The 22,662-nt window shown below is 48.4% G+C and carries 20 protein-coding genes; 13 read left to right on the top strand and 7 right to left on the bottom strand.

The window, feature by feature from the left end; genetic code table 11:
• Positions 1 to 8: 8 nt before the first annotated feature.
• From B5F91_RS10150 to B5F91_RS10165, 4 genes are all read right to left on the bottom strand, one after another.
• Complete coding sequence (locus B5F91_RS10150) at positions 9 to 911, bottom strand: serine acetyltransferase (RefSeq protein ID WP_087428980.1); 903 nt, start codon at positions 909 to 911, stop codon at positions 9 to 11.
• Positions 912 to 1,192: 281 nt separating this feature from the next.
• Positions 1,193 to 3,868 (bottom strand): hypothetical protein, encoded by a 2,676-nt coding sequence (locus B5F91_RS10155; RefSeq protein WP_087428981.1) that lies wholly within the window; start codon positions 3,866 to 3,868, stop codon positions 1,193 to 1,195.
• 447 nt (positions 3,869 to 4,315) lie between these two features.
• Positions 4,316 to 4,795, bottom strand: coding sequence for an S-ribosylhomocysteine lyase (locus B5F91_RS10160; protein WP_087428982.1), 480 nt, complete (start codon positions 4,793 to 4,795; stop codon positions 4,316 to 4,318).
• Positions 4,796 to 4,806: 11 nt separating this feature from the next.
• Entirely contained in the window at positions 4,807 to 5,502 is a 696-nt protein-coding gene (locus B5F91_RS10165; RefSeq protein WP_087429030.1) for a 5'-methylthioadenosine/adenosylhomocysteine nucleosidase, read from the bottom strand.
• Between the two features lie 258 nt (positions 5,503 to 5,760).
• Here B5F91_RS10165 and B5F91_RS10170 point away from each other — a divergent pair, with 258 nt between their 5' ends.
• Positions 5,761 to 8,253: a YfhO family protein gene (locus B5F91_RS10170; RefSeq protein WP_087428983.1), complete on the top strand. Its 2,493-nt coding sequence runs from the start codon at positions 5,761 to 5,763 to the stop codon at positions 8,251 to 8,253.
• 160 nt (positions 8,254 to 8,413) lie between these two features.
• Here B5F91_RS10170 and B5F91_RS10175 read toward each other — a convergent pair whose 3' ends face one another.
• The gene (locus B5F91_RS10175; protein WP_144025105.1) at positions 8,414 to 8,866 is read right to left on the bottom strand and encodes a hypothetical protein; all 453 of its coding nucleotides are present in this window, start codon (positions 8,864 to 8,866) and stop codon (positions 8,414 to 8,416) included.
• A gap of 137 nt (positions 8,867 to 9,003) precedes the next feature.
• On the opposite strand from B5F91_RS10175, the gene metG reads away from it, so the two are divergent.
• From metG to B5F91_RS10210, 7 genes are all read left to right on the top strand, one after another.
• On the top strand, positions 9,004 to 11,046 hold the full coding sequence (gene metG / locus B5F91_RS10180) for a methionine--tRNA ligase (protein WP_087428985.1): 2,043 nt from the start codon (positions 9,004 to 9,006) through the stop codon (positions 11,044 to 11,046).
• A 106-nt stretch (positions 11,047 to 11,152) separates the two neighbouring features.
• On the top strand, positions 11,153 to 12,607 hold the full coding sequence (locus B5F91_RS10185; RefSeq protein WP_087428986.1) for a lipopolysaccharide biosynthesis protein: 1,455 nt from the start codon (positions 11,153 to 11,155) through the stop codon (positions 12,605 to 12,607).
• A 64-nt stretch (positions 12,608 to 12,671) separates the two neighbouring features.
• The gene (locus B5F91_RS10190; protein ID WP_087428987.1) at positions 12,672 to 12,902 is read left to right on the top strand and encodes a DUF3791 domain-containing protein; all 231 of its coding nucleotides are present in this window, start codon (positions 12,672 to 12,674) and stop codon (positions 12,900 to 12,902) included.
• Positions 12,899 to 13,387 (top strand): DUF3990 domain-containing protein, encoded by a 489-nt coding sequence (locus B5F91_RS10195; RefSeq protein ID WP_087428988.1) that lies wholly within the window; start codon positions 12,899 to 12,901, stop codon positions 13,385 to 13,387. Before B5F91_RS10190 ends, B5F91_RS10195 begins: the two co-directional genes overlap by 4 nt.
• Positions 13,384 to 13,602 carry a hypothetical protein gene (locus B5F91_RS10200; RefSeq protein WP_087428989.1) on the top strand — a complete coding sequence of 73 codons (219 nt, stop codon included), beginning with the start codon at positions 13,384 to 13,386 and terminating at the stop codon, positions 13,600 to 13,602. The genes B5F91_RS10195 and B5F91_RS10200 overlap by 4 nt, the downstream gene beginning before the upstream one ends.
• Before the next feature lie 25 nt (positions 13,603 to 13,627).
• A complete protein-coding gene (locus B5F91_RS10205; RefSeq protein WP_144025106.1) occupies positions 13,628 to 14,152 on the top strand; it encodes a hypothetical protein in 525 nt (174 codons plus the stop codon).
• A 49-nt stretch (positions 14,153 to 14,201) separates the two neighbouring features.
• On the top strand, positions 14,202 to 15,170 hold the full coding sequence (locus B5F91_RS10210; protein ID WP_239416401.1) for a hypothetical protein: 969 nt from the start codon (positions 14,202 to 14,204) through the stop codon (positions 15,168 to 15,170).
• A gap of 112 nt (positions 15,171 to 15,282) precedes the next feature.
• On the opposite strand, the gene B5F91_RS10215 is transcribed toward B5F91_RS10210, so the two are convergent.
• On the bottom strand, positions 15,283 to 15,948 hold the full coding sequence (locus B5F91_RS10215) for a hypothetical protein (protein ID WP_087428992.1): 666 nt from the start codon (positions 15,946 to 15,948) through the stop codon (positions 15,283 to 15,285).
• 612 nt (positions 15,949 to 16,560) lie between these two features.
• Here B5F91_RS10215 and B5F91_RS10225 point away from each other — a divergent pair.
• The 4 genes from B5F91_RS10225 (at position 16,561) to B5F91_RS10240 (ending at position 20,433) form a co-directional block, all read left to right on the top strand.
• Complete coding sequence (locus B5F91_RS10225) at positions 16,561 to 17,283, top strand: DUF6261 family protein (protein WP_087428994.1); 723 nt, start codon at positions 16,561 to 16,563, stop codon at positions 17,281 to 17,283.
• Positions 17,284 to 17,402: 119 nt separating this feature from the next.
• Positions 17,403 to 18,398 carry a hypothetical protein gene (locus tag B5F91_RS10230; protein ID WP_087428995.1) on the top strand — a complete coding sequence of 332 codons (996 nt, stop codon included), beginning with the start codon at positions 17,403 to 17,405 and terminating at the stop codon, positions 18,396 to 18,398.
• 106 nt (positions 18,399 to 18,504) lie between these two features.
• Positions 18,505 to 19,395 (top strand): glycosyltransferase family 2 protein, encoded by an 891-nt coding sequence (locus B5F91_RS10235; RefSeq protein WP_087428996.1) that lies wholly within the window; start codon positions 18,505 to 18,507, stop codon positions 19,393 to 19,395.
• A gap of 129 nt (positions 19,396 to 19,524) precedes the next feature.
• Positions 19,525 to 20,433 (top strand): glycosyltransferase, encoded by a 909-nt coding sequence (locus tag B5F91_RS10240; RefSeq protein ID WP_087428997.1) that lies wholly within the window; start codon positions 19,525 to 19,527, stop codon positions 20,431 to 20,433.
• Between the two features lie 66 nt (positions 20,434 to 20,499).
• On the opposite strand, the gene B5F91_RS10245 is transcribed toward B5F91_RS10240, so the two are convergent.
• Positions 20,500 to 21,321 carry a glycosyl transferase gene (locus tag B5F91_RS10245; protein ID WP_239416402.1) on the bottom strand — a complete coding sequence of 274 codons (822 nt, stop codon included), beginning with the start codon at positions 21,319 to 21,321 and terminating at the stop codon, positions 20,500 to 20,502.
• 76 nt (positions 21,322 to 21,397) lie between these two features.
• Between B5F91_RS10245 and B5F91_RS10250 the strand changes: the two genes are divergently transcribed.
• Complete coding sequence (locus B5F91_RS10250) at positions 21,398 to 22,660, top strand: glycosyltransferase family 4 protein (RefSeq protein ID WP_087428999.1); 1,263 nt, start codon at positions 21,398 to 21,400, stop codon at positions 22,658 to 22,660.
• Positions 22,661 to 22,662: the final 2 nt, after the last annotated feature.

The raw sequence follows: 22,662 nt of genomic DNA on the forward strand, positions 1-22,662 counted from the left end.
ATAAATCCTTATCCCTTCCGCTGCACAATCCGTGCTCCGGGAGGGATACTTTCTGTTACCCAAATGTTTCCGCCGATTGTGGCGCCCTTTCCAATCGTAATGCGTCCCAAAATAGTCGCATTCGAATAAACAATTACATTATCTTCCAGAATAGGATGACGGGGGATTCCTTTGATAGGGTTTCCTTGCTCGTCTAAGGGGAAACTTTTCGCTCCCAATGTCACGCCTTGATAAAGCTTTACATTATTCCCGATGATACAGGTGGCTCCGATTACCACACCCGTACCATGGTCGATAGTGAAATGATCGCCGATTTTTGCTCCCGGATGAATGTCGATACCTGTTTCCGAATGTGCCATTTCGGTGATGATACGGGGAATGAGCGGGACATTCAGCGCATAAAGTTCATGGGCAATGCGGTAATTCGTAATAGCCCGGATAATGGGATAGCAGCAAATGATTTCGCCGAAACACGTAGCGGCAGGGTCGCCGTAATAGGCTGCCTCGACATCGGTGGCTAGAATGCGCCGTATCTCAGGCATGCGGCTGATGAATTGTGCGGCAATGTTTTTGGCATTTTCCTTGCAAAACGGTTCCTCTGCTGTCTCGTTGGATAAAGCGTTTTCAATGCCGAAACACAATCCGGCTTGGACTTGTTCGGTAAGCAGACGGAACAATTCTTCTACGTTGACCCCGATATGATAGTTTAAGGTACGCCGATGGATAGTGGAATTACCGAAATAGCCGGGGAAAAGTATCTCGCGCGAGAGTTCTACAATACGCCGGAGCGACCGGGCAGAAGGCAAGGGTTCGCCGTCTCTGTATTGGTGGAACAAGCCGTCGTACGACTGGCTTTCAGAAAGTTCGCTTACAGCTTTGTTTAGGATAGGAGTGTAGTCGGATGTCATCATATTTCTATTTTGTTTCCCGACAAAAATACAAATAGAATCGGAATAATAAACACGAAAGCGGAATTAAATCTGCATCCCGCTAAAAATTTACAAAAACCGCCGTTTGCGACAAAGCATCTCCGTCTTTTAACGCACTAGGCTTCATCGGCTAATACATCCTGCTTCGTAAGCCGATGCACCCGCATGTGTTGGCTGATGCACCCGTATGTGTTTTTTAAGAGATATAAAGGCATAAAAAAAGCGGCTCGGTTGAGCCGCTTTCTTTATGTATAAGTAGATGATCACTTTTGAACTTTAACAGACAATTTATACTCTATACCAGTAGCGTCTTTGAGTGTTATGTTCAATGTTGATGTATCACTTGCAATATTAAATTGCAAATTCTTATTTGTAGTATTCCACATTACAGATTCACCAGCATTTGCGCCTTCAAACAATACATTTACATTATTATTAGTCAAAGAAGTTAAAGGTGAACTTGCTGTATACAAAGTGAAACCATCCAAGTCGTCTGCTGCAGAAGCTCCAAAGTTATCTAAAGTAGCCCACAATTCATCATTTCCTAAATGGAAAATCAAACCATTGTATTTAGCTCCATCACTACCATCGCCACTACCTTTAGTGATAGTATTGTCAGAATTCAATGTTACATTTGTTTGTTTAACATTGTCAATATAGTAAGCGATGCTAACTCCATCAAGAGAAGCCTTGATTTCTGTATTGAATGGATCTGAAACTACGGTAAATGCTTGGTTGATAGCGTTATATTCGTCAATCGTCATAGAAGGATTCATTGCACTAGATATAACATTATCGAATACGTTATAATAAGCGCGCATACCTTCTAACTTATTAACTTCCAATGCATCCATGTCATCGTTATAAACAACGCTCTTATTTAATTCAACATCAGTTGAAATCGGTGTAGTTACAGCTTGTACATTGTCTGTAACATATTCCGTACCATTATTGATAGGATATTGGTTATATTCAAGCGCATTGAATACGATACCGATATGAGATGTTTCTGCATCAGCGTAAGCTGCAGTCTTTTCGAATGCATTAATATATCGCAATGTAGCATTCTGACCATTAGCAATGATTCTTGCAGTGTAAGTATCTTTTGCATCGTTCCAATTAGCATCCTTTTCAAACATGTCAGCAAATGCAGGAGTTTCGATAGAAACAGGGATAGTAACCTTAATTAATTCGTTACCGCTTACAGTAGGAGTATTATTTTCATCAATTGCAATAAATTCCAATGTATAGTCACCCGGTTTAGCATCACCTGCTACATTGCCAGCAACATTCAATGTCATGTAACTCAAATCAAGGATATCTTCACTTGAAGTCCATACAGAACCATCTGCTTTGAAATATTGAACATTGCTAATAGTTTGCTTATTAATACTCAAATTTAATGTCGATTTAACAAGGAATCCAGTTTGAGTATTTGCTTCTGTTACATAGAATTGTCCGCTTCGACGAGCAGCTTCACGGTTAGCAGCTGGGAATTTAGAGAATATATCTCCAAAGTCTACACGGATTTCTTTCAATGCATCACCTGGTACAATCTGATGAGTTGTAGCAGCCAGTGTTTCTGCAGCAACTTCAGAACCTGCGATTTCTAATCTAACGGCATTTGTACCAACAGGTTGATTTGCAGCAGGCCATACATGACCAGTAATTGATATAGTATGTACTGTTACATCAATAATAACACCTTCAGCTCCAGCTGGAACAGTAATGGTTTTACCATTTGCTATAATTCCATATTGTTCAGCTAAAGATTTATTTGTGCCTTCGAATGTATAATAATAATCATATAGATTATCATCTTCAATGAACAATTCAGTATCACCACCTACCGGGATTTTAGCAACTTGAGCATTTTGTTCACGTCCATCTTCATCAATAAATTTCAAATCCCGTGGAATAAGACCTGATACATAAATAGAAGAAGATGAAACCTGAGTATCATTAACTTGAACAGCTAAATCATATGTAGTAAAAGGTTTACCGTTTACACACAATGTATAAGCCATTGGAGCATTATTCCATGTCGATTCAGGGTCATAATCGAATGCTTTTGCTATATTCCCTTCATTAACTTTAGTCTGGTCAATAGTAGCAGACAATGTCCAACTGCCATTAGCAGATGCAGCACGACTCATCAAACGGTTATTAGCTTCAGCGGTAATAATAACCGGAGCAACATTGCCTCTTGAGTCAACCAAAGTCAATTTTTGTGCACCCAAGTCATAATCAGCCGGAGTAACTTGTACGTTTACAGTTGCAATCTGACCAATCAACAATTGGTTCATTGCTACAGCACCTTTTTCACCTGCCCAATCTGGAGTAGCCTTTTTTGCAAGTCCCCATTGGATAGTTCCTCCACTAATAGAAGTAAAGTCTGCTTTTTCCAAATCTTCGATAGCGATAGAGCTCAACTGTGCAGCATTCTTCATCAAAGTAACGCTTTGTCCGTCAACAGTAATGGTGCAAGTGTCGCCGTTGTCAACCAAAACAACGTTGCTTCCCACTTCGATATCCATCAGTTGGTCGTTTACGTACAGTTTTCCGTCTTTTACGGTGATAACCGGAATTTGTCCTTCTTCACCTGAACCAAGTTCAACCTTTCCAGCTTCTACTCCGTCTACGTACAGCGTATTGCCTTCCAGCTTCACTTCTTTAATGCCGGTGCATTCAGGCATAGCAGCTGAAACGTCTCCGTTCGGTGTATGAACGATCAATTTGCCATCGCTGAACTCGATGCTTTCCACGCATCCCAAAGCGTTTACTTTGGTTTCCAGGTCTGCCAAGTCCGATGCAATCTGATCCACCCGCTGGCTCAGGTTGTTGATGTCATCATCGTAGTCCTTACAAGATGTAAAAGTTCCTGCCGAAGCGAACAGAAGCGCTCCGAACAGCAGTGCACTTAAATACTTTTTTCTCATAACAAAATAAATTTAATTTATAAATTAAAAACTCAAATCGTTCTAACTCAAATCGTTCTAACTCAAGTCGTTACAAACAATTCCCTAATCTGCCGAAACTCCCGAATCCTTTTTGTCTTGTAACCGAGCCGGAAACTGACGTGGGTGTGGTTAAGTGGTTGATAAATAACGCATTAATAAATGATTCCGGAAAGCCCGGAACTCACGCGGCGCAAATATGTGCCGGTTTTGTAGTCCAAAACCTGACGTAAAAGTTCGAAATAAGTGCCTGATATTGTATGCTTTACAAAAAGTAGAAAGTTAAAAGTCTATAAAAGTAAACAAGAATGCTGTGGGAACAATAAATATAAAAGATTAAAAACAACACGGAGACGCAAGATTATCTTTTCTTGGCATCTCCGTGTTGTTTTTAATTTAAAATAGCGTTGAGATTGTTGTAAAAGTTGGTTATTGGGGATAATTTAAATTTTCTTTAGTCAGCTTGTCTAATACTTCATCAAGAAATTTCTTGGCTTCCCACCGTGCCATCGGGAGATTCATCATCAGGTAATTGCCGCAATCCTTGGGGCTGGCTCCGGGCACATCGCCTTCAAACCCGGAGATGAAACGGAAGGTTTCTTTCATCAGGTCCACGATGTCTTCCGATTGCAGGTCTCCTTTTACTACAAGATAGTTTCCGGTGAGGCAACCCATCGGCCCCCAATAAATGATTTTGTCTGCCCATACAGGATGATTACGCAGAAAAGTGGCAGCCAAGTGTTCTATCGTGTGGATAGCCGAAGGGCTGAGGCAGGGTTCGCGGTTCGGTTCTTTCATACGGATGTCGAAAGTCGTAACGATTTCGTCTCCTACCGCGTCTTTACGCGATACGTAAATGCCACGTAGCAGGTGGATATGGTCTACGGTAAAGCTGGGTATTTTTTTCATATCTGTAAGTTTTAGAGTTTGTTCGGTAATGCTTTCAAGAATGTTTCGGTCACACGGAAAGAGTTGTCGGCTATCTCGCCCCAAAAATTCTTGTATTGTTCCCAATGTTTCTCTGCTCCCGGCGTGTCGCTGATGATGCGGAAGCTGATGAAAGGCACTTGATAAAGATAGCATACTTGGGCAATGGCAGCCGATTCCATATCAACGGCAAGTCCTTCGGGGAAGTTCTGCTTAATGACGTTCAGTTCCTCGCGGTCGGTAATGAATTTATCGCCCGTACAAATCAGTCCGCCATGAATCGGTGTTTCGGTGTCAAGTGAGAGGGCACAATTATATAAGGTATCGTTTCCTTGGAAGAAAGTGGGGAAGCCTTGTATCTGTCCGTAAGCATTTCCTTCGCCGCACCATACATCGTGGTAAACGATGTTTCGGCTAACAACGACATCCATCACGTTCAGTTCACTATCAATACCTCCCGCCACACCGGTACTGATGATACAGTCGGGCTGGAAGTTGCGGATGAGTTCCACCGTTCCAGCAGCAGCATTCACCTTTCCGATGCCGCACTGCATCAGGATATGCGTATTGTTTTTTACTTTTCCTTCGATATAAGCAAAAGGTCCTTCACGGTGTTCGGTCTTGTCTGTCAGTTGGTTTGCTAATTGCTTCTGTTCGGAAGACATAGCGGTAATGATTCCTATTTTCATAAATGTTTGTGTTTGCATTAATTAAACGCAGAGACGCAAAAGCGCAAAATTTATATTTGGGAGAGAGTAAAAGATATAGAGAATAGACGCGACATTTTGCGAACTTTTGTCTCCTCTAAAAAATAATTCTCTGTGCTTTTGCGTCTCTGCGTTTGATAATTGAAGCATATTATTTTATTTTACGCTGCAAAGTTAGCATTTTCAAGGAGTATTGTGTTATCTTTGTCCGCTGAAATGTAAATCAATAAACAGCTTTTTATGAATGGATTAAAGAAACTTCTTCCGGATGTGGCGGCGATTGTACTTTTTGTAGTCCTTTCGTTCGCTTATTTCTATCCGGCGGTGTTCGAAGGGCGTATCTTGGCACAACACGATGCGGTAGCGGGTATCGGTGCCGGACGTGAACACCAGGAATATCATCAGGAACATGGAAAGGTGACCCGCTGGACCAATTCATTGTTCAGTGGAATGCCTACGTACCAGTTGGCTCCGGGTTATGATTCAAGCCGTACGTTGAATACGGTACAAGACCTGTATCACTTATATCTGCCTACCTATGTGTGGTATGTGTTCGTGATGCTGTTGGGATTTTATATCCTGCTCCGCGCATTCAACTTTAAAGTTTGGATGGCAGCATTAGGTGCAATTATATGGGCGTTCTCATCGTATTTCTTCATTATTATTGCGGCGGGGCATATTTGGAAATTCGTTACGTTGGCATACATTCCGCCTACCATTGCAGGTATGGTATTGGCTTATCGTGGAAAATATTGGGCTGGCGGAATCATTACGGCACTTTTCGCCGCACTTCAGATTGTGTCGAACCACTTCCAAATGACGTATTATTTCCTCTTTGTGATGCTCTTTATGGCAATATCGTTCGGCGTAAAGGCATGGAGAGAAAAGGCGTTCCCTCAGTTTTTGAAAGCAACGGGCGTGCTGGCAATAGCGGGCGTATTAGCGGTATGCATCAACTTGTCGAACCTGTATCACACGTATCAATACAGTAAGGAGAGTATGCGTGGTAAGAGCGAGTTGGTCAAACCCCAGTCTGCAGACCAGACCGGAAGCGGATTGGAACGTAGTTATATTACGCAATGGAGCTACGGCATTGGTGAAACATTCTCATTGCTCGTGCCTAACGTGAAAGGCGGGGCATCCGTTCCTTTGGCACAAAACGAACGGGCAATGAGTAAGGCAAATCCGATGTATTCAAGCCTATACAACCAATTAGGACAATACTGGGGAGAACAGCCGGGCACTTCGGGACCGGTCTACGTAGGCGCTTTCGTAATGTTTCTTTTCGTATTAGGCTGCTTCATCGTGAAAGGTCCGATGAAATGGGCATTATTAGGCGGAACGTTATTCTCCATCCTTCTATCGTGGGGAAAGAATTTTATGGGACTGACCGACTTCTTTATCGACTATGTACCGATGTACAACAAGTTCCGTGCCGTGTCGTCTATCCTTGTTATTGCCGAGTTCACCATACCGTTGTTGGCTATGCTAGCGTTGAAACAGATTGTGGAACGTCCTGAATTGTTGCGCGAAAAGGCAAAAGCATTTTTCATCAGCCTTGGGCTGACGGGAGGCTTATCGCTCCTGTTCGCCTTGGTTCCCCGCGTGTTCTTCCCTTCGTATGTATCGACAATGGAAATGAATGCGTTGCAAAATGCCCTTCCAGCTGAACATTTGGCGCCAATCCTGATAAACTTAGAAGAAATGCGTGTCAGCATCTTTACAGCCGATGCGTGGCGTAGCTTCTGTGTCATCCTGGTAGGTGTGGCATTGCTGTTGATGTATGTACGTGGGAAACTGAAATCTACCGCACTCATCGTTTCGTTGGCTATTCTCTGTCTGCTTGATATGTGGACGGTGAACAAGCGTTATCTCTACGATGCGCAATTCGTGGCGAAAGGCACGGAGATGAAACCCTTTGCCCAGCCTTCGGAGACCGATAAGGCAATTTTGAAAGATACTACTTACTATCGTGTATTGAACCTCTCGACTAATACATTCAACGAGAACGAGACTTCCTATTGGCACAAGAGCATCGGAGGATATCATGCAGCCAAACTCCGCCGGTATCAGGAACTTATCGAGACGTATATCCAGTTTGAGATGAACAATCTCTTCTCCGAACTTCCTGAAGCGGGAGGAGATATGTCGAAGTTCAATCCCGACCATATCCGCATTCTGAATATGCTGAACGCGAAATATTTCATCTTCCCCTTGCAAGGCGGAGGCACGATGCCCGTACAGAATCCCTACGCGATGGGGAATGCATGGTTTGTCGATGACGTGCGCTACGTAGGCAATGCCAATGAAGAGTTGGATAGCCTTGCGGTAGTTGACTTACGCAAGACTGCTGTGGTAAACCTTCAATTTGCCGAGCAAGTGAAAGCTCCTTCACAAGCGTCGGTTTCCGATTCGACACGGAGCATCACATTCAAGCATTATGAGCCGAATGAATTGATTTACGAAGTCACCTCACAGGCTGGAGGCACCGTGGTTTTCTCCGAAATTTATTATCCCGAATGGCAAGCGTTTGTGGATGATGAAGAAGTCCCTGTCGGACGGGCTGATTATGTACTTCGTGCAATAAACGTTCCTGCCGGAAAGCATACAGTCCGCTTGCTTTTCGAACCCCAATCGGTTACCATAACCGAGACCATTGCTTATTGTGCATTAGGCATCCTGCTCGTTGGAACCGTTGTGTTGATTGTACTTCGTGTGCGGAAGCGTAGATGAGTGTTATTTATTCTCTGCCAAGTTGACATTTTATTGCTGCCAAAAATGCATACGGCTTCATCAGCCATCGAAGCAGGGTCCATCAGCTTACGAAGCAGGCTTCGTTGGCTGATGGACCCTGCTTCGTTTTTAGAGGTACCCAATTATCAGTTATGCTTTATCATTTAAATCTGACCGCTACCACCATCCGATGGTTAACCAATTCTCCATCAAGGCTTGCGGGAGTAAAGCGGGGTAAGTCCTGGACAAGCTTGCAGGCAATAGAGTCTATTTTCTGAGCGGTTTGAATATCGGAAATAAAAACGTTTGCCGACCTTCGGATGGCAACGTGGCAAGGATACCCCGCCTTGCTTACAACGAACATGACTACCGGGATAGCTTCGCCAATGTGAATGTCCTTTACGGCTTCTTGCAAATAATCTTCCAAATCTCCAGCCGAGAACACGGGCGGCGTATCGACATCCGTATAAACCGTATCTTCATCTAAAATGACAGGCGCATCGATGCCGGGCAAATTTTCGATGGTTATCGGCTCTTTCCGTTCTCTTTGTACTGTATCTTTCCGTATTGTATCTGTTTGCACCGTAAGCGTTTGGTCCGGTTTCTTTTGCATTTGGCAAGTCGTTAAAACGAACAGGCATAAGAACATTATCAGTTTCATACGCATAAAGGGTTGGTTTCTGCAAACGTACGAAAAAAAACTGTATCTTTGCAAAAGTTATTTGATATCAAAGAAAAAACATACGCTATATGGAAAAGAAATTCAAACGGACTACCGTCACTTCGGCACTGCCTTATGCCAACGGACCTGTCCACATCGGACACTTGGCTGGCGTATATGTGCCCGCTGACATCTACGTGCGCTACCTGCGCCTGAAAAAAGAAGATGTGTTATTCATCGGAGGCTCGGACGAGCACGGTGTGCCTATCACCATCCGTGCCAAGAAAGAAGGCTGCACGCCTCAAGACATCGTGGACCGCTATCATACGCTGATTCGCGATTCGTTCAAGGAATTCGGCATCTCGTTTGATGTGTACGGACGCACTTCATCGGAAGTGCATCACAAAACGGCTTCCGATTTCTTCCGCACCCTTTACGATAAAGGCGAGTTCATCGAAAAGACTTCGATGCAGTATTACGATGAAGAAGCGAAGACTTTCCTTGCCGACCGTTACATTACGGGCGAATGCCCGCGTTGCCACGCCCAGGGAGCTTACGGCGACCAGTGCGAGAAGTGCGGCTCCACTCTTTCGCCTACGGAACTTATCAATCCGAAGAGTGCCATCAGCGGAAGTGAACCCGTGATGAAAGAAACCAAGCACTGGTATTTGCCCCTCGATAAGCACGAAGCGTGGCTGCGCCAATGGATATTGGAGGACCACAAGGAATGGCGTCCCAACGTGTACGGACAATGCAAGTCGTGGCTTGATATGGGACTTCAGCCACGTGCCGTGAGCCGTGACCTTGACTGGGGTATTCCTGTACCCGTAGAAGGAGCCGAAGGCAAAGTGCTCTACGTATGGTTTGACGCGCCTATCGGTTATATCTCGAACACCAAGGAATTGCTTCCCGACTCGTGGGAAAAATGGTGGAAAGACCCTGAAACACGCCTTATCCACTTCATCGGGAAAGACAACATCGTGTTCCACTGCATCGTGTTCCCCGCTATGCTGAAGGCGGAAGGCAGCTATATCCTGCCCGACAACGTGCCCGCCAATGAGTTCCTGAACTTGGAAGGAGACAAAATCTCTACTTCGCGCAACTGGGCTGTATGGCTGCACGAATACCTGCAAGATTTCCCCGGCAAGCAAGACGTATTGCGCTACGTATTGACCGCCAACGCTCCCGAAACAAAAGACAACGACTTTACATGGAAAGACTTCCAGGCACGCAACAACAACGAATTAGTAGCTGTATACGGCAACTTCGTCAACCGTGCCCTTGTCTTGACACACAAATATTTTGAAGGCAAAGTGCCCGTTTGCGGCGAACTGAACGATTACGATAAGGCAACCCTCCAAGAATTTGCCGATGTAAAGGCACAGGTAGAGAAGCTGCTTGATGTATTCAAGTTCCGCGACGCACAGAAGGAAGCGATGAACCTTGCCCGCATCGGCAATAAATACTTGGCAGATACCGAGCCGTGGAAGTTGGCGAAGACCGATATGGACCGTGTGGCTACCATTCTGCACATCGCCCTTCAATTGGTGGCAAACCTCTCTATCGCCTTCGAGCCGTTTTTGCCCTTCAGTTCCGAAAAGCTCCGCAAGATGCTGAACATGGAAAACTTCAGTTGGGAACAATTAGGACGTACCGACCTGTTAGAAGCCGGACATCAATTGAACAAGGCGGAACTTCTGTTCGAAAAGATAGACGACGAGACCATTCAGGCACAAGTAGACAAGCTGCTCGCCACCAAGAAGGCGAACGAAGCAGCCGCTTACAAAGCAAATCCCGTGAAGCCGACGGTATCTATCGAAGACTTCGACAAGCTCGATATCCGTGTAGGTACGGTATTGGAATGCGAAACCGTGCCCAAGATGAAGAAGCTCCTGAAGTTCAAGATTGCCGACGGACTGGAAAACCGTACCATTGTAAGTGGCATCGCCCAGCATTACAAACCCGAAGAATTGGTAGGCAAGCAGGTACTGTTCATCGCTAATCTTGCTCCGCGCCAGTTCAAGAACGGCTTGGTAAGCGAAGGCATGATATTAAGTGCCGAAAACTTCGACGGCTCACTGGCAGTCACTTCGGTATTGCGTGAAGTGAAGCCGGGAAGCGAAGTGAAGTAATCATTTTATTTTGAAACGCAGATTAACGCAGATTTTCGCAGATTATAAAATAAAAATCCGCGTAAATCTGCGCTAATCTGCGTTTTGTCTTTAATCTTTATTTATTATGCCCGAACCTTCATTAAAAGAAAAGACAGCCAAAGGACTCTTCTGGGGAGCCATTAACAATGGTGCCCAGCAGGTGCTTGTGCTCTTGTTCGGGATTATCTTGGGACGCATCCTCTCGCCCGATGAATATGGAATGGTGGGGATGCTCACTATCTTTACCCTTATCGGGAATTCGTTACAGGAAAGCGGATTCCGGGCGGCATTGGTGAACGTGAGGAACATCCGGCACGAAGACTACAATGCCGTATTCTGGTGCAGCCTGCTTATCGGCACGTGCGCCTATCTGCTCCTTTTCTGTTGCGCTCCGCTCATCGCCCGGTTCTATCAAGAGCCTGAACTCACCCCATTGGCACGCTATTGCTTTCTTGCCATTCCCATTGCCAGCCTCGGCACGGCACAGGGAGCTTATCTTTTCCGCAACCTGAAAGTGCGCCAGCAAGCCCTTTCGGGCATCATTGCCCACGTGGTTTCGGGCTGCTTGGGCATCACGCTTGCCTTTTGCGGCTTCTCCTATTGGGGCATCGCCACACAAAGCCTTACTTACCTGATTACGGTGACGCTTTGCACGTGGTATTTCTCGCCTTGGCGACCCACGTTCCGCATCGACTTCCGTCCGCTGAAGCCGCTTTTTGCCTTCAGTAGCAAACTCCTGATAACGAACATCGCCAACCAACTGAACAACAACCTGCTTTCGGTGATATTGGGAAAGTATTTCAACCCGCAAGCCGTGGGCAACTACAATCAGGCAAACAAATGGAACGGCACTGGGCATCAGTTCATTACGGGAATGATGGGCAGCGTGGCACAGCCCGTATTGGCAAGCATCAACGATGACCGCGAACGTTCCCTGCGCGTGTTCCGCAAGATTCTCCGCTTCTGCGCTTTCCTTGCCTTCCCTGCCATGTTCGGGCTGAGCATCGTGACGCACGAACTAATCCTGATTACCGTAGGCGGGAAATGGACGGGCAGCATCCCTTTGATGCAATTGCTCTGTATTGGAGGTGCATTCATCCCTCTCAACACCTTGTTTTCGAACCTGATTATCAGCCAGGGGAAATCGAACATTTATATGTGGAACATTATCGCCCAGGTCGTGCTCCAGTTGGCAACCGTATTGACGATTGTCCGCTTCGGAGGCAGCATCCATACCATGGTCATTACTGGCGTATGCATCAACATCCTATGGCTTTTCGTATGGCAACGCTTCGCCCGCCGCTTCATCCGCCTCAGCCTGCGGATGCTCCTGCTCGACATAGCTCCCTTCCTCCTTACCGCTCTCATAGCTTGTGCCTCCGGATGGGTTGTATCGGAATGGACAGGAGGCCCGCTCCTCGTCACTTTCCTTACGAAAATCATCACAGCCGCCGCGTGCTATTTCCTCATAATGAAGCTCGCCCACGCCGAAATCCTGCAAGAGTGCATCAATTACTTCTTCAAGAAGAAACGCCCGTAAATCGTTTGCAAAGTAACGGAACTTTGCTACATTTGCGGAAATAATATCTAAATACTAAACAGATATGAAAACAGAACCTGATATTAAAGATAAGGTAGCTTATATCATTGCCGTAATAAGCGAATTTGCTGCCGCCCATTCGCTTACCCCATCGCAAGCCTACCGCTATTTAGACAGATTTAAAGGCATCGACTTTGTGAACCGCTTCTACAATGTCGAACATACCTTTTCATTCGAAGATGTCATAGAAGACCTTACTGCTTATTGTCATCGGAAAGGAGGCGCCTTGATATGATACTTTATCACGGTTCTAATATTGATATCATTCATATAGACCTTTCACAATCGAAAACAGGTAAAGATTTCGGATGCGGATTTTATCTTTCGGCAGATAAAGAGCAAGCGCGTGAACTGGCTGAACGGAAAACAGAACAAATCGGAAGTGGAAGTCCTACATTGAATGTTTACGAGTTTGATGAAAATAGCTTGTGCGACACAGGTTTATCTGTACTCCGTTTCCAAAATTACAGTAAGGAATGGGCGGAATTCATATTGATGAATCGTCGGAACCGTACCCGAACTCCTGCACACAATTATGACATTGTCATTGGACCGATAGCAAACGATGCTGTCGGTCTTCAAATACGACGATTCATGGCAGGATTGATAGATAAGGACCAGTTCATCAAAGAATTGAAATATATGAAAGGAGTCACCATCCAATATTTTTTCGGCACAGAAAAAGCAATCCGTTATCTAAAAAAACTCGAAACGCTATGACCAAAGAAACATTTATGATAGAAGAGATATCCAAGGAAATCGTGCTCCTCTTGATGGAAGAGCACGGAATGGATTTGAAAGAAGCCCTTCGCACCCTTTACACTTCGGACACCTACGCCAAGCTGACAAACCTCCGCACGGGGCTGTTTTCGCAAAGCACCGCATACGTGTACGAATACCTTGAACACGAACTGGCGACAGGGAAAATGGCATAAAAACAATCTAAAATACAAAATCATTATGAAAACAAGATTCTTATTGTTAGGAGCGATGCTCCTTAGCCTTTGCTGCTTCACAAGCTGTAACGATGACGAGAACTTAGACGGACCAGCCCCTGACGTGATTTGGGACATCTATCCGTTTGGCATCAGTATCGAAGTGACCGATGCCGAAGGCAACGACCTGCTGAATCCCGAAACGGAAAACTCCATTGCCAACCAAGGTATCAAAATGATTTTCCGGGACAAGACCTACGAGAAAGATTCGCTCGTCTGTGAAGTATTGTCACGAGACTATCTTCCGAGATTCTACGGGCTACAAACCTTTCAGACAAAAGACGGACGTTACCTATTGATCATCGGTGAATTTTACGGAAACAGAGACTATAATAACGAAAGCATTATTCTTGACTGGAACGACGGCACTCCGAAAGACACCATCACGTTCAGCCATAAGTTTTGGTGGGAAAACCAAGAGCCGGAATCCGAGACTATCGTACGCTTGAACGGTGTAGAAACGGATAATCCTATACACATTATCAAGTAAAACCACATCAGTAGGGGCGTATCGCATACGCCCGGAAACATCCACGTGAATGTCTTCAGGGCGTATGCGATACGCCCCTACAAGCAAACTCTTCATTTACTCGATGAGCACCCTCTACGTAGTCAGCCCCCCGCTTGAAATCTTCGAAGGCTTGAAGCCCGAACTCCGGCAACGCATCGTGACCCTGCCCGACTTCCTGCGTTATCCCGCCGGACGCATAAAGGGAATCACCCGGAGCCTGTTGGTGGGACGCATCCCCCTGCCCAAACAAATCCTGTATTATTGGTTCCCGAAAGAGCACTTCGACCGCCTCGTCCGTGCACAGGCGGGCGACGCCATTCTGATTTACGAAGCGTGCAACGTGCGGGTGCTCCGTGCCATTCGTCCCTACCTGCCCAAGGGAGTGCCTTGCTACATTTACTACTGCAACCCCGTTGAGACCACCTTCCGCCGTCCCGCTGAGGAACTAAAAGCCATCCGCGCCTTGGGCTACCGCCTGACGAGCTTCGACCCTTGCGAGGCGGAACGCTACGGAATGGCGTGCACAGGCCAATACTTCCGCTATCCCGACCGCCAGCCCGGCGGCATCACGTCCGACTGCTTCTTCTGCGGACTGCCCAAAGACCGAGCCGCCCTCCTCCACGACCTCCGCACCCGCCTCGAAGCCGAAGCCCTCACGTGCGATTTCGTCATCCCCCGCACCCCGGCAGAGAAGCTCACCTATCCCCAGTACCTCGACCGACTCTCCCGCACCCGCTGCGTCATCGACATCTGCCAGCAGGGACAGACGGGACTGACCCGCCGCCCCCTCGAAGCCCTCTTCTACGGCAAGAAGCTCCTGACGAACAACCCGCAGATAGCCTCCTACGACTTCTACCGTCCGCAGAACGTCTTCATCCTCGGCAAAGACCCCGCGGACAGCCTCCGTGCCTTCATCGAAAGCCCCATAGCCGAAGTCCCCGAACCCGTCCGCGCCGCCTACGATGTGAACGGGTGGATCCGGCATTACTTGCCGTGACATTTAGCAGCTATAAACACCGTAGGGGCGAGGTCCGCTCGCCCGAAAACATCCGCCGTGGATGCATTCGGGCGGGCAGACCCCGCCCCTACAATTTAACTATTGAACTTAATTATAAGTCCTCCCCTTGAGCGTGGTTGTATTCATTATCATAATACATTGCAATGTAATATCCTCCTAAACGTTCTGCAATCATAAACCAAACGCTTTTATTACTTGCTGCTTCTACTGCATATGAAACCAATTCTCTTATAACTTCTTTCTGTTCTTCTTCAGACAAACTATCTAATTGTTCTTTGGGATATTTTGAGAGTACACTTTGAGCCATAGAAGCAGAATCTGGCTTTTGATAGAAACTCGCTTCATAGCGTTTGTTGTGTACCGTTATTTCATAAGATATATTTTCATCATCAGGTATTGTATAATCAGAAGATGAAAATGATGTGTATTTCTTATTGTTCTTAAACTGTTCGCACAGATTATTGAATCTTATCCGAATATCTGCTTCATTCATTGTTGTATTAGCATCAGCAACAGCAATCCGCCATACTTTATTATTATTTGTTACAATAAATATTTGAACATCCGTCCCATTAAATTCGCCTTCCAATACATCCTTGTCATACGAACATTCTGTAAACCCTTTCTCTTTCAGTTTCTTTATCATTTCTGATTTTGTCCCGTCAACGGGGATTCCGAGGAACTTAGTTACATCTTTCTGCGCATACATAGCGAGCGAAAATGCCAGCAGAACTGCAAGTGATAAAATCTTTTTCATAATCGAAGTGTTTTTCGTTGCTCTCCAGTACCCAAAGGACAGATTATTATAAAACGGAAGCGTGGCACTGCTATGAACCACGTCTTAAAGTGCAGGCCCTGAGAAAACCTAAATCAACAGATATGGTAATAGCAGCCCACGCTATGACGTGGGAACTGCTACGCCGACTTCTTGTTGATTTACGTGGTAAGTTTCTCAGGCTTCGCACTTACAAGATGCAGACATAACGCTCCTTATTTTCAAAAAATCGATGACCCGCTTAATTATGTGCGGGTTACGCGGGCAAAGTTAAGATAAAAACATTAAAAACCTCATATAAAGCCGCTAAAAATCTGTATCGATTCAGGTAAAAAGAAGCTGGCGGAACTTGCCGAAACCTCCGCAGCACATACGGGCAACGAAATGGCAACGCCGAAAGCTTCGCAGCATGTGCGGGCAACGCTTTGTCGGCTGCCGAAGCCTTCACAGCACTTGCTGGCAACGAAATGGCGGCGCCGAAAGCTTCGCAGCACGTGCGGGCAACGCTTTGCCGACCGACGAAGCCTCCGCAGCACTTGCACGGAAAGAAAAAATATCGTATCTTCGGCACAAATAAATTAAACCTTCACGGATATGAAACAAATTGACACCATCAGGCTGGACCGCCTGAATAACGGAGCGCACTTCACGTTCCACACCAACACATTGGCACGTGTCAAGGCAGAAACCGCTCTCGCCGAAAAATGTGCCAAATTCGTCACTGTCTACGAAACCGACCTTGCTGCCGAGGACGAGGCGTTGAAAATCTCGCAGAAAAGCCTTATCACCGACGACATCGCCGCCGCCGACAAGCTCCGCGACTCGCTCTACCGCAGCTACCGCAAGGCAGTAAAGGGAATGACGGGATTCCCCGTGGCAAACATTGCCGAGGCTGCCAAAGTGCTGGCACAGCACATCAAGGATTACGGCATTGACCCGCAGATGCAGCTTGACAAGGAGACGGGATTGCTTACCAACCTTTGCAACGACCTGACGGGCAAATATGCTGCGCAAGTCGCCACGCTCGGATTTACCGACGTGGTCACCCAGCTTGCCGAGGCGAACGAACGTGTGAATACCCTCATCGAGGAGCGCGACAACGAGTATGCCGCCCGTACCGTAGGTGCGATGAAGACAGCCCGTACCGCCGTCGACGAGGCGTACCGCCAGTTAGTGCAGGTGGTGAATGCCTTCGTGTTGATAGAAGGTGAGGACGCTTACGCCGCGTTCATCGACTTGCAGAACTCCGTTATCCTGCGCTACAAGCAAGACGCTTTCACACGTCCTGAAGAGGAGGAAGAAGACCCCGAAGCTTGATTTCTGAACTCACCACAGATTACACGGATTTCGATAATGAACAATGAATAATTAATAGTTAATAACGGTAAGCAATGGCATCTGCCGTTATTAACTATTCATTTTTAACTATTAACTATATGAACTACATTGCCACTTGGTTCTACCGCGAATCGGCGGACGAGGCGAGCTTCTACCCGCAGATGGGGCAGAGGGGAGACTCGGCATTGGTGCATTCCGTCTATATGCAGATACAGGTGCCTTTCTTCCGCACCTTCCGCCACTACAACCCGGCGGCGCGGCTGCTGTTCTTCACCAACCTGAGGCGCGATGCGTTGCCCCGCTTCCTGCTCGGCCTGTTCGACGAATTAGGGGTGGAGACCGTGACGCTGCCTTACGAGCGGCGGCCTCCGAAGGGCTGGTACGGCGCATGGCAGAACCAGTTCTACTTGTACGACATCCTCGGCTGGATGGGCGGGCGGATGAAGGCGGACGATGCGCTCTTGGTGTGCGATGCCGACTGCTTGTGCCGCACGCCGCTCGACGGGCTTTTCGATGAAATACGGAAACAAGGGAGCGCGCTCTACGAGTTCATCACCGACCGCTCCGCCACCATCAACGGCATTACGCTGCCCGAAATGGAGACGTTCTACTCTGCCTGCTACAGCACGCCGCCCCGTTTGCCCCTCGCTTATTACGGCGGGGAGTTCATCGGGCTGAGGGGCGACAGCGTGTGCCGCATCAACGAGGCATACGCCGGGCTTTGGGCATTCAATCTCGCCCGTGCCGACCGCCGTGAGCCGAAGCTGAACGAGGAGGCGCACGTGCTGAGCGTCCTTGCCGAGCGGCTGGATTTGCGCAATGCCGTGGCGAACCGTTACGTGAAGCGGATGTGGACTTCGCCGCAGTTCAACAACGTCCGTCCCAAAGACGAGCGTCTCGCCGTGTGGCACCTGCCTTACGAGAAGAAGCGGGGGCTGTACCGTCTCTTCCGTCTCCTCGAAAAGCAGAAAGGCTTGGGCGACGAGGAGCGTTTCTGGCATCGGGCAAAGGAACTGACGGGCGTGCCTGCCGTGAGCCTGCGCAAGCGGCTGCGGGATAGATGGACGACCTTGCTGATGTGGTTTACGAAATGAATGTTATATTTCACCACAGAGGACACAGAGTACCACAGAGGAAATAAATTTAAAAACTCTGTGTGCCTCTGTATCCTCTGTGGTGACCCCTCAAAAACAAACACCAATGAAAATACTGACCATTATCGTTTCTTATAACTTCGAGCGGTGGATGAAGCCTTGCTTGGAGAGCCTGACGCGCTCTGTTCACCCTACGGACGTGCTGGTGATTGACAACGGCTCGACCGACCGTACCGTCTCCCTTCTGCGGGAATCTTATCCGTGGGTGCACCTCATCGCCAACGGGGAGAACCTCGGCTTCGGGCGGGCGAACAATATCGGGCTGCGCCTCGCCTTAGACGAAGGGTATGACGCTGCCTTCCTTCTGAACCAAGATGCGTGGGTCAGTCCCGATGCGCTCGGCATTTTGGCAGAACGGGCAGAGCGGCATCCGGCGTTCGGCATCCTCTCGCCTGTGCATCTGAACGGGGCGGGAAACGGGCTGGATAAGGGATTCGCCCAATACGTCGGGTGTCCTCGGCGTGAAGACCTTCCGGCGGATAAAGACGTCGTGGAGGCTCCGTTCGTCAACGCCGCTTTCTGGTTCATCCCTGCCCGCACGCTGCGGACGGTAGGCGGATTCTCCCCGCTCTTCTACCATTACGGCGAGGATAAGGACTACATCAATCGTCTGCACCGCCACGGGTTGAAGGTGGGCTATGCTCCTCAAGCCTTCGGATGCCACGACCGGGAGTTCCGCACCGTTTCGCGCGAGGCGTTCTTCCGTTCGGAGTATGTCTATCTGCTCTCCGAATACGCGAATCTGAACCGTCCCTTTTCGGGCGCGTTCGCCTACAGCGTGCTCGCCTGTATGAAAAAAGCCCTGCAAGCATTCGCCCGGCTGAAGCTGAAAGACGGATGTACTTACTTGCGCCTCACCGCAAAGCTAAGTGCCCGGACGTGTGAAGCCGTCCGCATCCGCCGGGAAACGGAACAGGCGGGAGCGCACTTCTTATGAATATTCACTACAGAGGACACAGAGGCACTCAGAGTCTTTAAAATTATTTTTTCTGTGATACTCTGTGTCCTCTGTGGTGCCCCCTTAAACACACTTTTAATTCTTAACTTTTAATTTTTAACTGAAGCAATGTATTCCCCAATCCTCCTATTCGTTTACAATCGTCCCGAGCATACCCGCCGAGTCATCGAATCCCTGCAAGCCAATGCCGAAGCGGCAGAGAGCCGGTTATTTATCTATGCCGACCAAGCCCGAAGCGAGGCTGACCGTCCGAACGTGGACGAGGTGCGCCGGTATATCCGAAACATCGGTGGCTTCAAGCAGGTCACCCTTATCGAACGCGCCGAGAACTGGGGGCTTGCCCGCAATATCATCGACGGAGTGACTACGCAAGTCAACGCTTACGGGCGTGTGATTGTATTGGAAGACGATTTGGTGGTTTCGCCTTACTTCCTGCGCTTTATGAACGATGCGTTGGAGGTTTATAAAGACGAAGAGCGGGTGGGGCATATTCAGGCATGCGACTTCACGAAAGACCCTTCGCTACCCGACACCTTCCTCATCAAGTGGACGGGAAGCTGGGGATGGGCAACATGGGCACGGGCGTGGCGGCATTTCAATCCCGACGGGAAAGCCTTGCTCGCCCAACTAGAAGCCCGCCGCCTCACCCGTACCTTCGATTTCGACGGCAATTATCCTTTTACCCGGATGCTTCGCCGCCAGATAGCGGGCAAAAACAATTCGTGGGCTATCCGTTGGAATGCCAGCCTTTTCCTTGCCGGTATCCTTTCGCTGAACGTAGGCAAATCGTTGGTGCAGAACACAGGCTTCGACGGCACGGGTACCAATTGCGGCGGTGGCGGCCTCTATGCTTCCGACTTATGGATGCAGCCCCTGCCCGTCGTCCCCATCGCTCCCATTGCCGAAAACCAAGCAGCCCGCAAGGCCTTCGCCCGCTATTATCATCGCACCAACGGCTTTTGGGCGAAAGCCATCCGCCGCATCAAGCGGACGTTAAGAGGGGATTTCGGGGCGTGATGCTTTTCATCACAGATTGCACAGATTTTAGTCTGTCGTTATTCACTCTTAATTGTTCATTATTAATTATTTCGTAACCGTTTTCAAGGGTATGTTGCCTAATTCTGCTGCCAATTCGGAAAACGAACTGTGGAACGAGCCGTATATCTTCTGCGTGCGTGCTAATGTCCATAGGTCGGCAATGCCTTCGCGGATGCCTTCTGTGGTACTGCGGTCTGCCTTGCTCTCGGCACAGACGATGCGTTCGCCGTAGCGGGCGCGCATTGCTTGCTTCACTTCTTCCGAATCGGTGGCAAGATAGATGCAAAGGTCGGAGTGTGCCGCTAGTTCCTGGTCCAAGCAATCGAAGAACAAATCCAGCGGGCTGTGCTCGATAGACAAGGCATTATCGGTGCGGCGGATATGCACGCCTACGGTGTAAGCGGAAAAAGCGGCGGCACGTTTCCCGATGACTGCTTCCACCTGTGGCACGGGGCGGAACACTTCGTGCAACAGCGTTTCGGGATAAGCGTAGAAAGGCAGATAGGATGCCATATAGACATTCCCTTTCTTTACCCAATCTTCGAAATCGAAACCTTGCGTGCGGAGCGCGTCTATCTGATGCTCGTATAGGCACGAGCGGAACAACAGTTTCTGAAACAGGGCAGGGACGTGGAAGTTCTTCTGCCGCGGACGGTCGAACACCAACAAGTCGGAAGCTGAAGCCTCGACAATACGCACTCTCTCAGGCAAACGCCGAGGCACGAACAAATCGCGGAACGCTGCGTGCAACGCCCAGTCGCGAAACCAGATTACTCTCAAATCAATGCCGGCTTGTTCCGCCAATGCAATGGCGGAAAGCGTGGCGCGGATGCGGTTTGCCAAGCCTCCGGCGGGGACAAATATCATTTTTCTTTTCATATCGCGCAAAAGTAGCGAATTTATCTTAGAGAAAATCGTACCTTTGCAAAAACTTTGACGAAATATGAGGGTACTTATCATAAATACATCCGAACGGACAGGAGGCGCGGCAATCGCAGCAAGCCGCCTGATGGAGGCTTTGAAGAACAGCGGCATCAAAGCCAAGATGCTGGTGCGCGACAAGCAGACCGACCAAGTGACCGTGGTCGCGCTGAAGAAGTCGTGGCGGCAAATCTGGCAATTCGTATGGGAACGCATCGTGATATGGATAGCCAACCGCTTCAAGAAGCACAACCTCTTCGCCGTGGACATTGCCAACACAGGCACCGACATCACTTCGCTGCCCGAATTCCGCCAAGCCGATGTCATTCACCTGCATTGGGTCAACCAGGGCTTGCTCTCGCTGCAAGACCTTCGGAAAATCTTCCTGTCGGGCAAGCCCGTCGTGTGGACCATGCACGATATGTGGCCCGTCACCGGCATCTGCCACCACGCGGGAGACTGCACGCATTATCAGGCGCAGTGTCACGATTGCCCCTTGCTTTACCGCGGGCACCGTCACGACCTTTCCTACAAGACGTTTGTCAAGAAGCAACAGCTCTATAAAGACGCCAACATCACTTTCGTGGCGTGCAGCCGCTGGCTGGAAGAATTGGCAAAGAAAAGCGCCCTCACCCTCGGACATACCGTGACCAACCTTCCCAATCCTATCAATACCAACCTGTTTCATCCTACCGACAAGGTTGCAGCCCGGCGGAAACTCAACCTTCCCGAAGACAAACGGCTGCTGCTGTTCAGTTCGATGAAAATCACCGACAAGAAGAAAGGTATTGATTACTTGGTGGAAGCCTGCCGCCTGCTCCACGAAAAGCAGCCCGGATTCTGCGAAAAGCTTGCCGTAGTGGTCGTAGGCAAGGAGTCGCAACAGTATGCCGACCTGTTCCCTTTCCCCGTCTACTGCCTCAGCTACATAGGCAAGGAGAAGGAAATGACCGCCGTCTACAACGCTGTCGACCTCTTCGTCACCCCGTCGCTCCAAGAGAACCTGCCCAACACCATTATGGAAGCCATGTCGTGCGGCGTGCCCTGCGTTGGCTTCTGCATCGGAGGCATTCCCGAAATGATAGACCACCTGCACAACGGATACGTAGCCCGCTACCGTTCTGCCGAAGACCTGGCGAACGGCATCTGCTGGTCGCTCACCGAAGGCGATTACCAAAGCCTCAGCACCGAAGCCCGCCGCAAAGTGCTCAGCACCTATACCGAACACGTGGTGGCAATGAAATACATCGGAATCTATAACCACATCACCGGACAAAACGCCTGAAC

Source organism: Bacteroides sp. An322, assembly GCF_002161765.1.
In the GTDB taxonomy this organism is placed as follows: domain Bacteria; phylum Bacteroidota; class Bacteroidia; order Bacteroidales; family Bacteroidaceae; genus Phocaeicola; species Phocaeicola merdavium.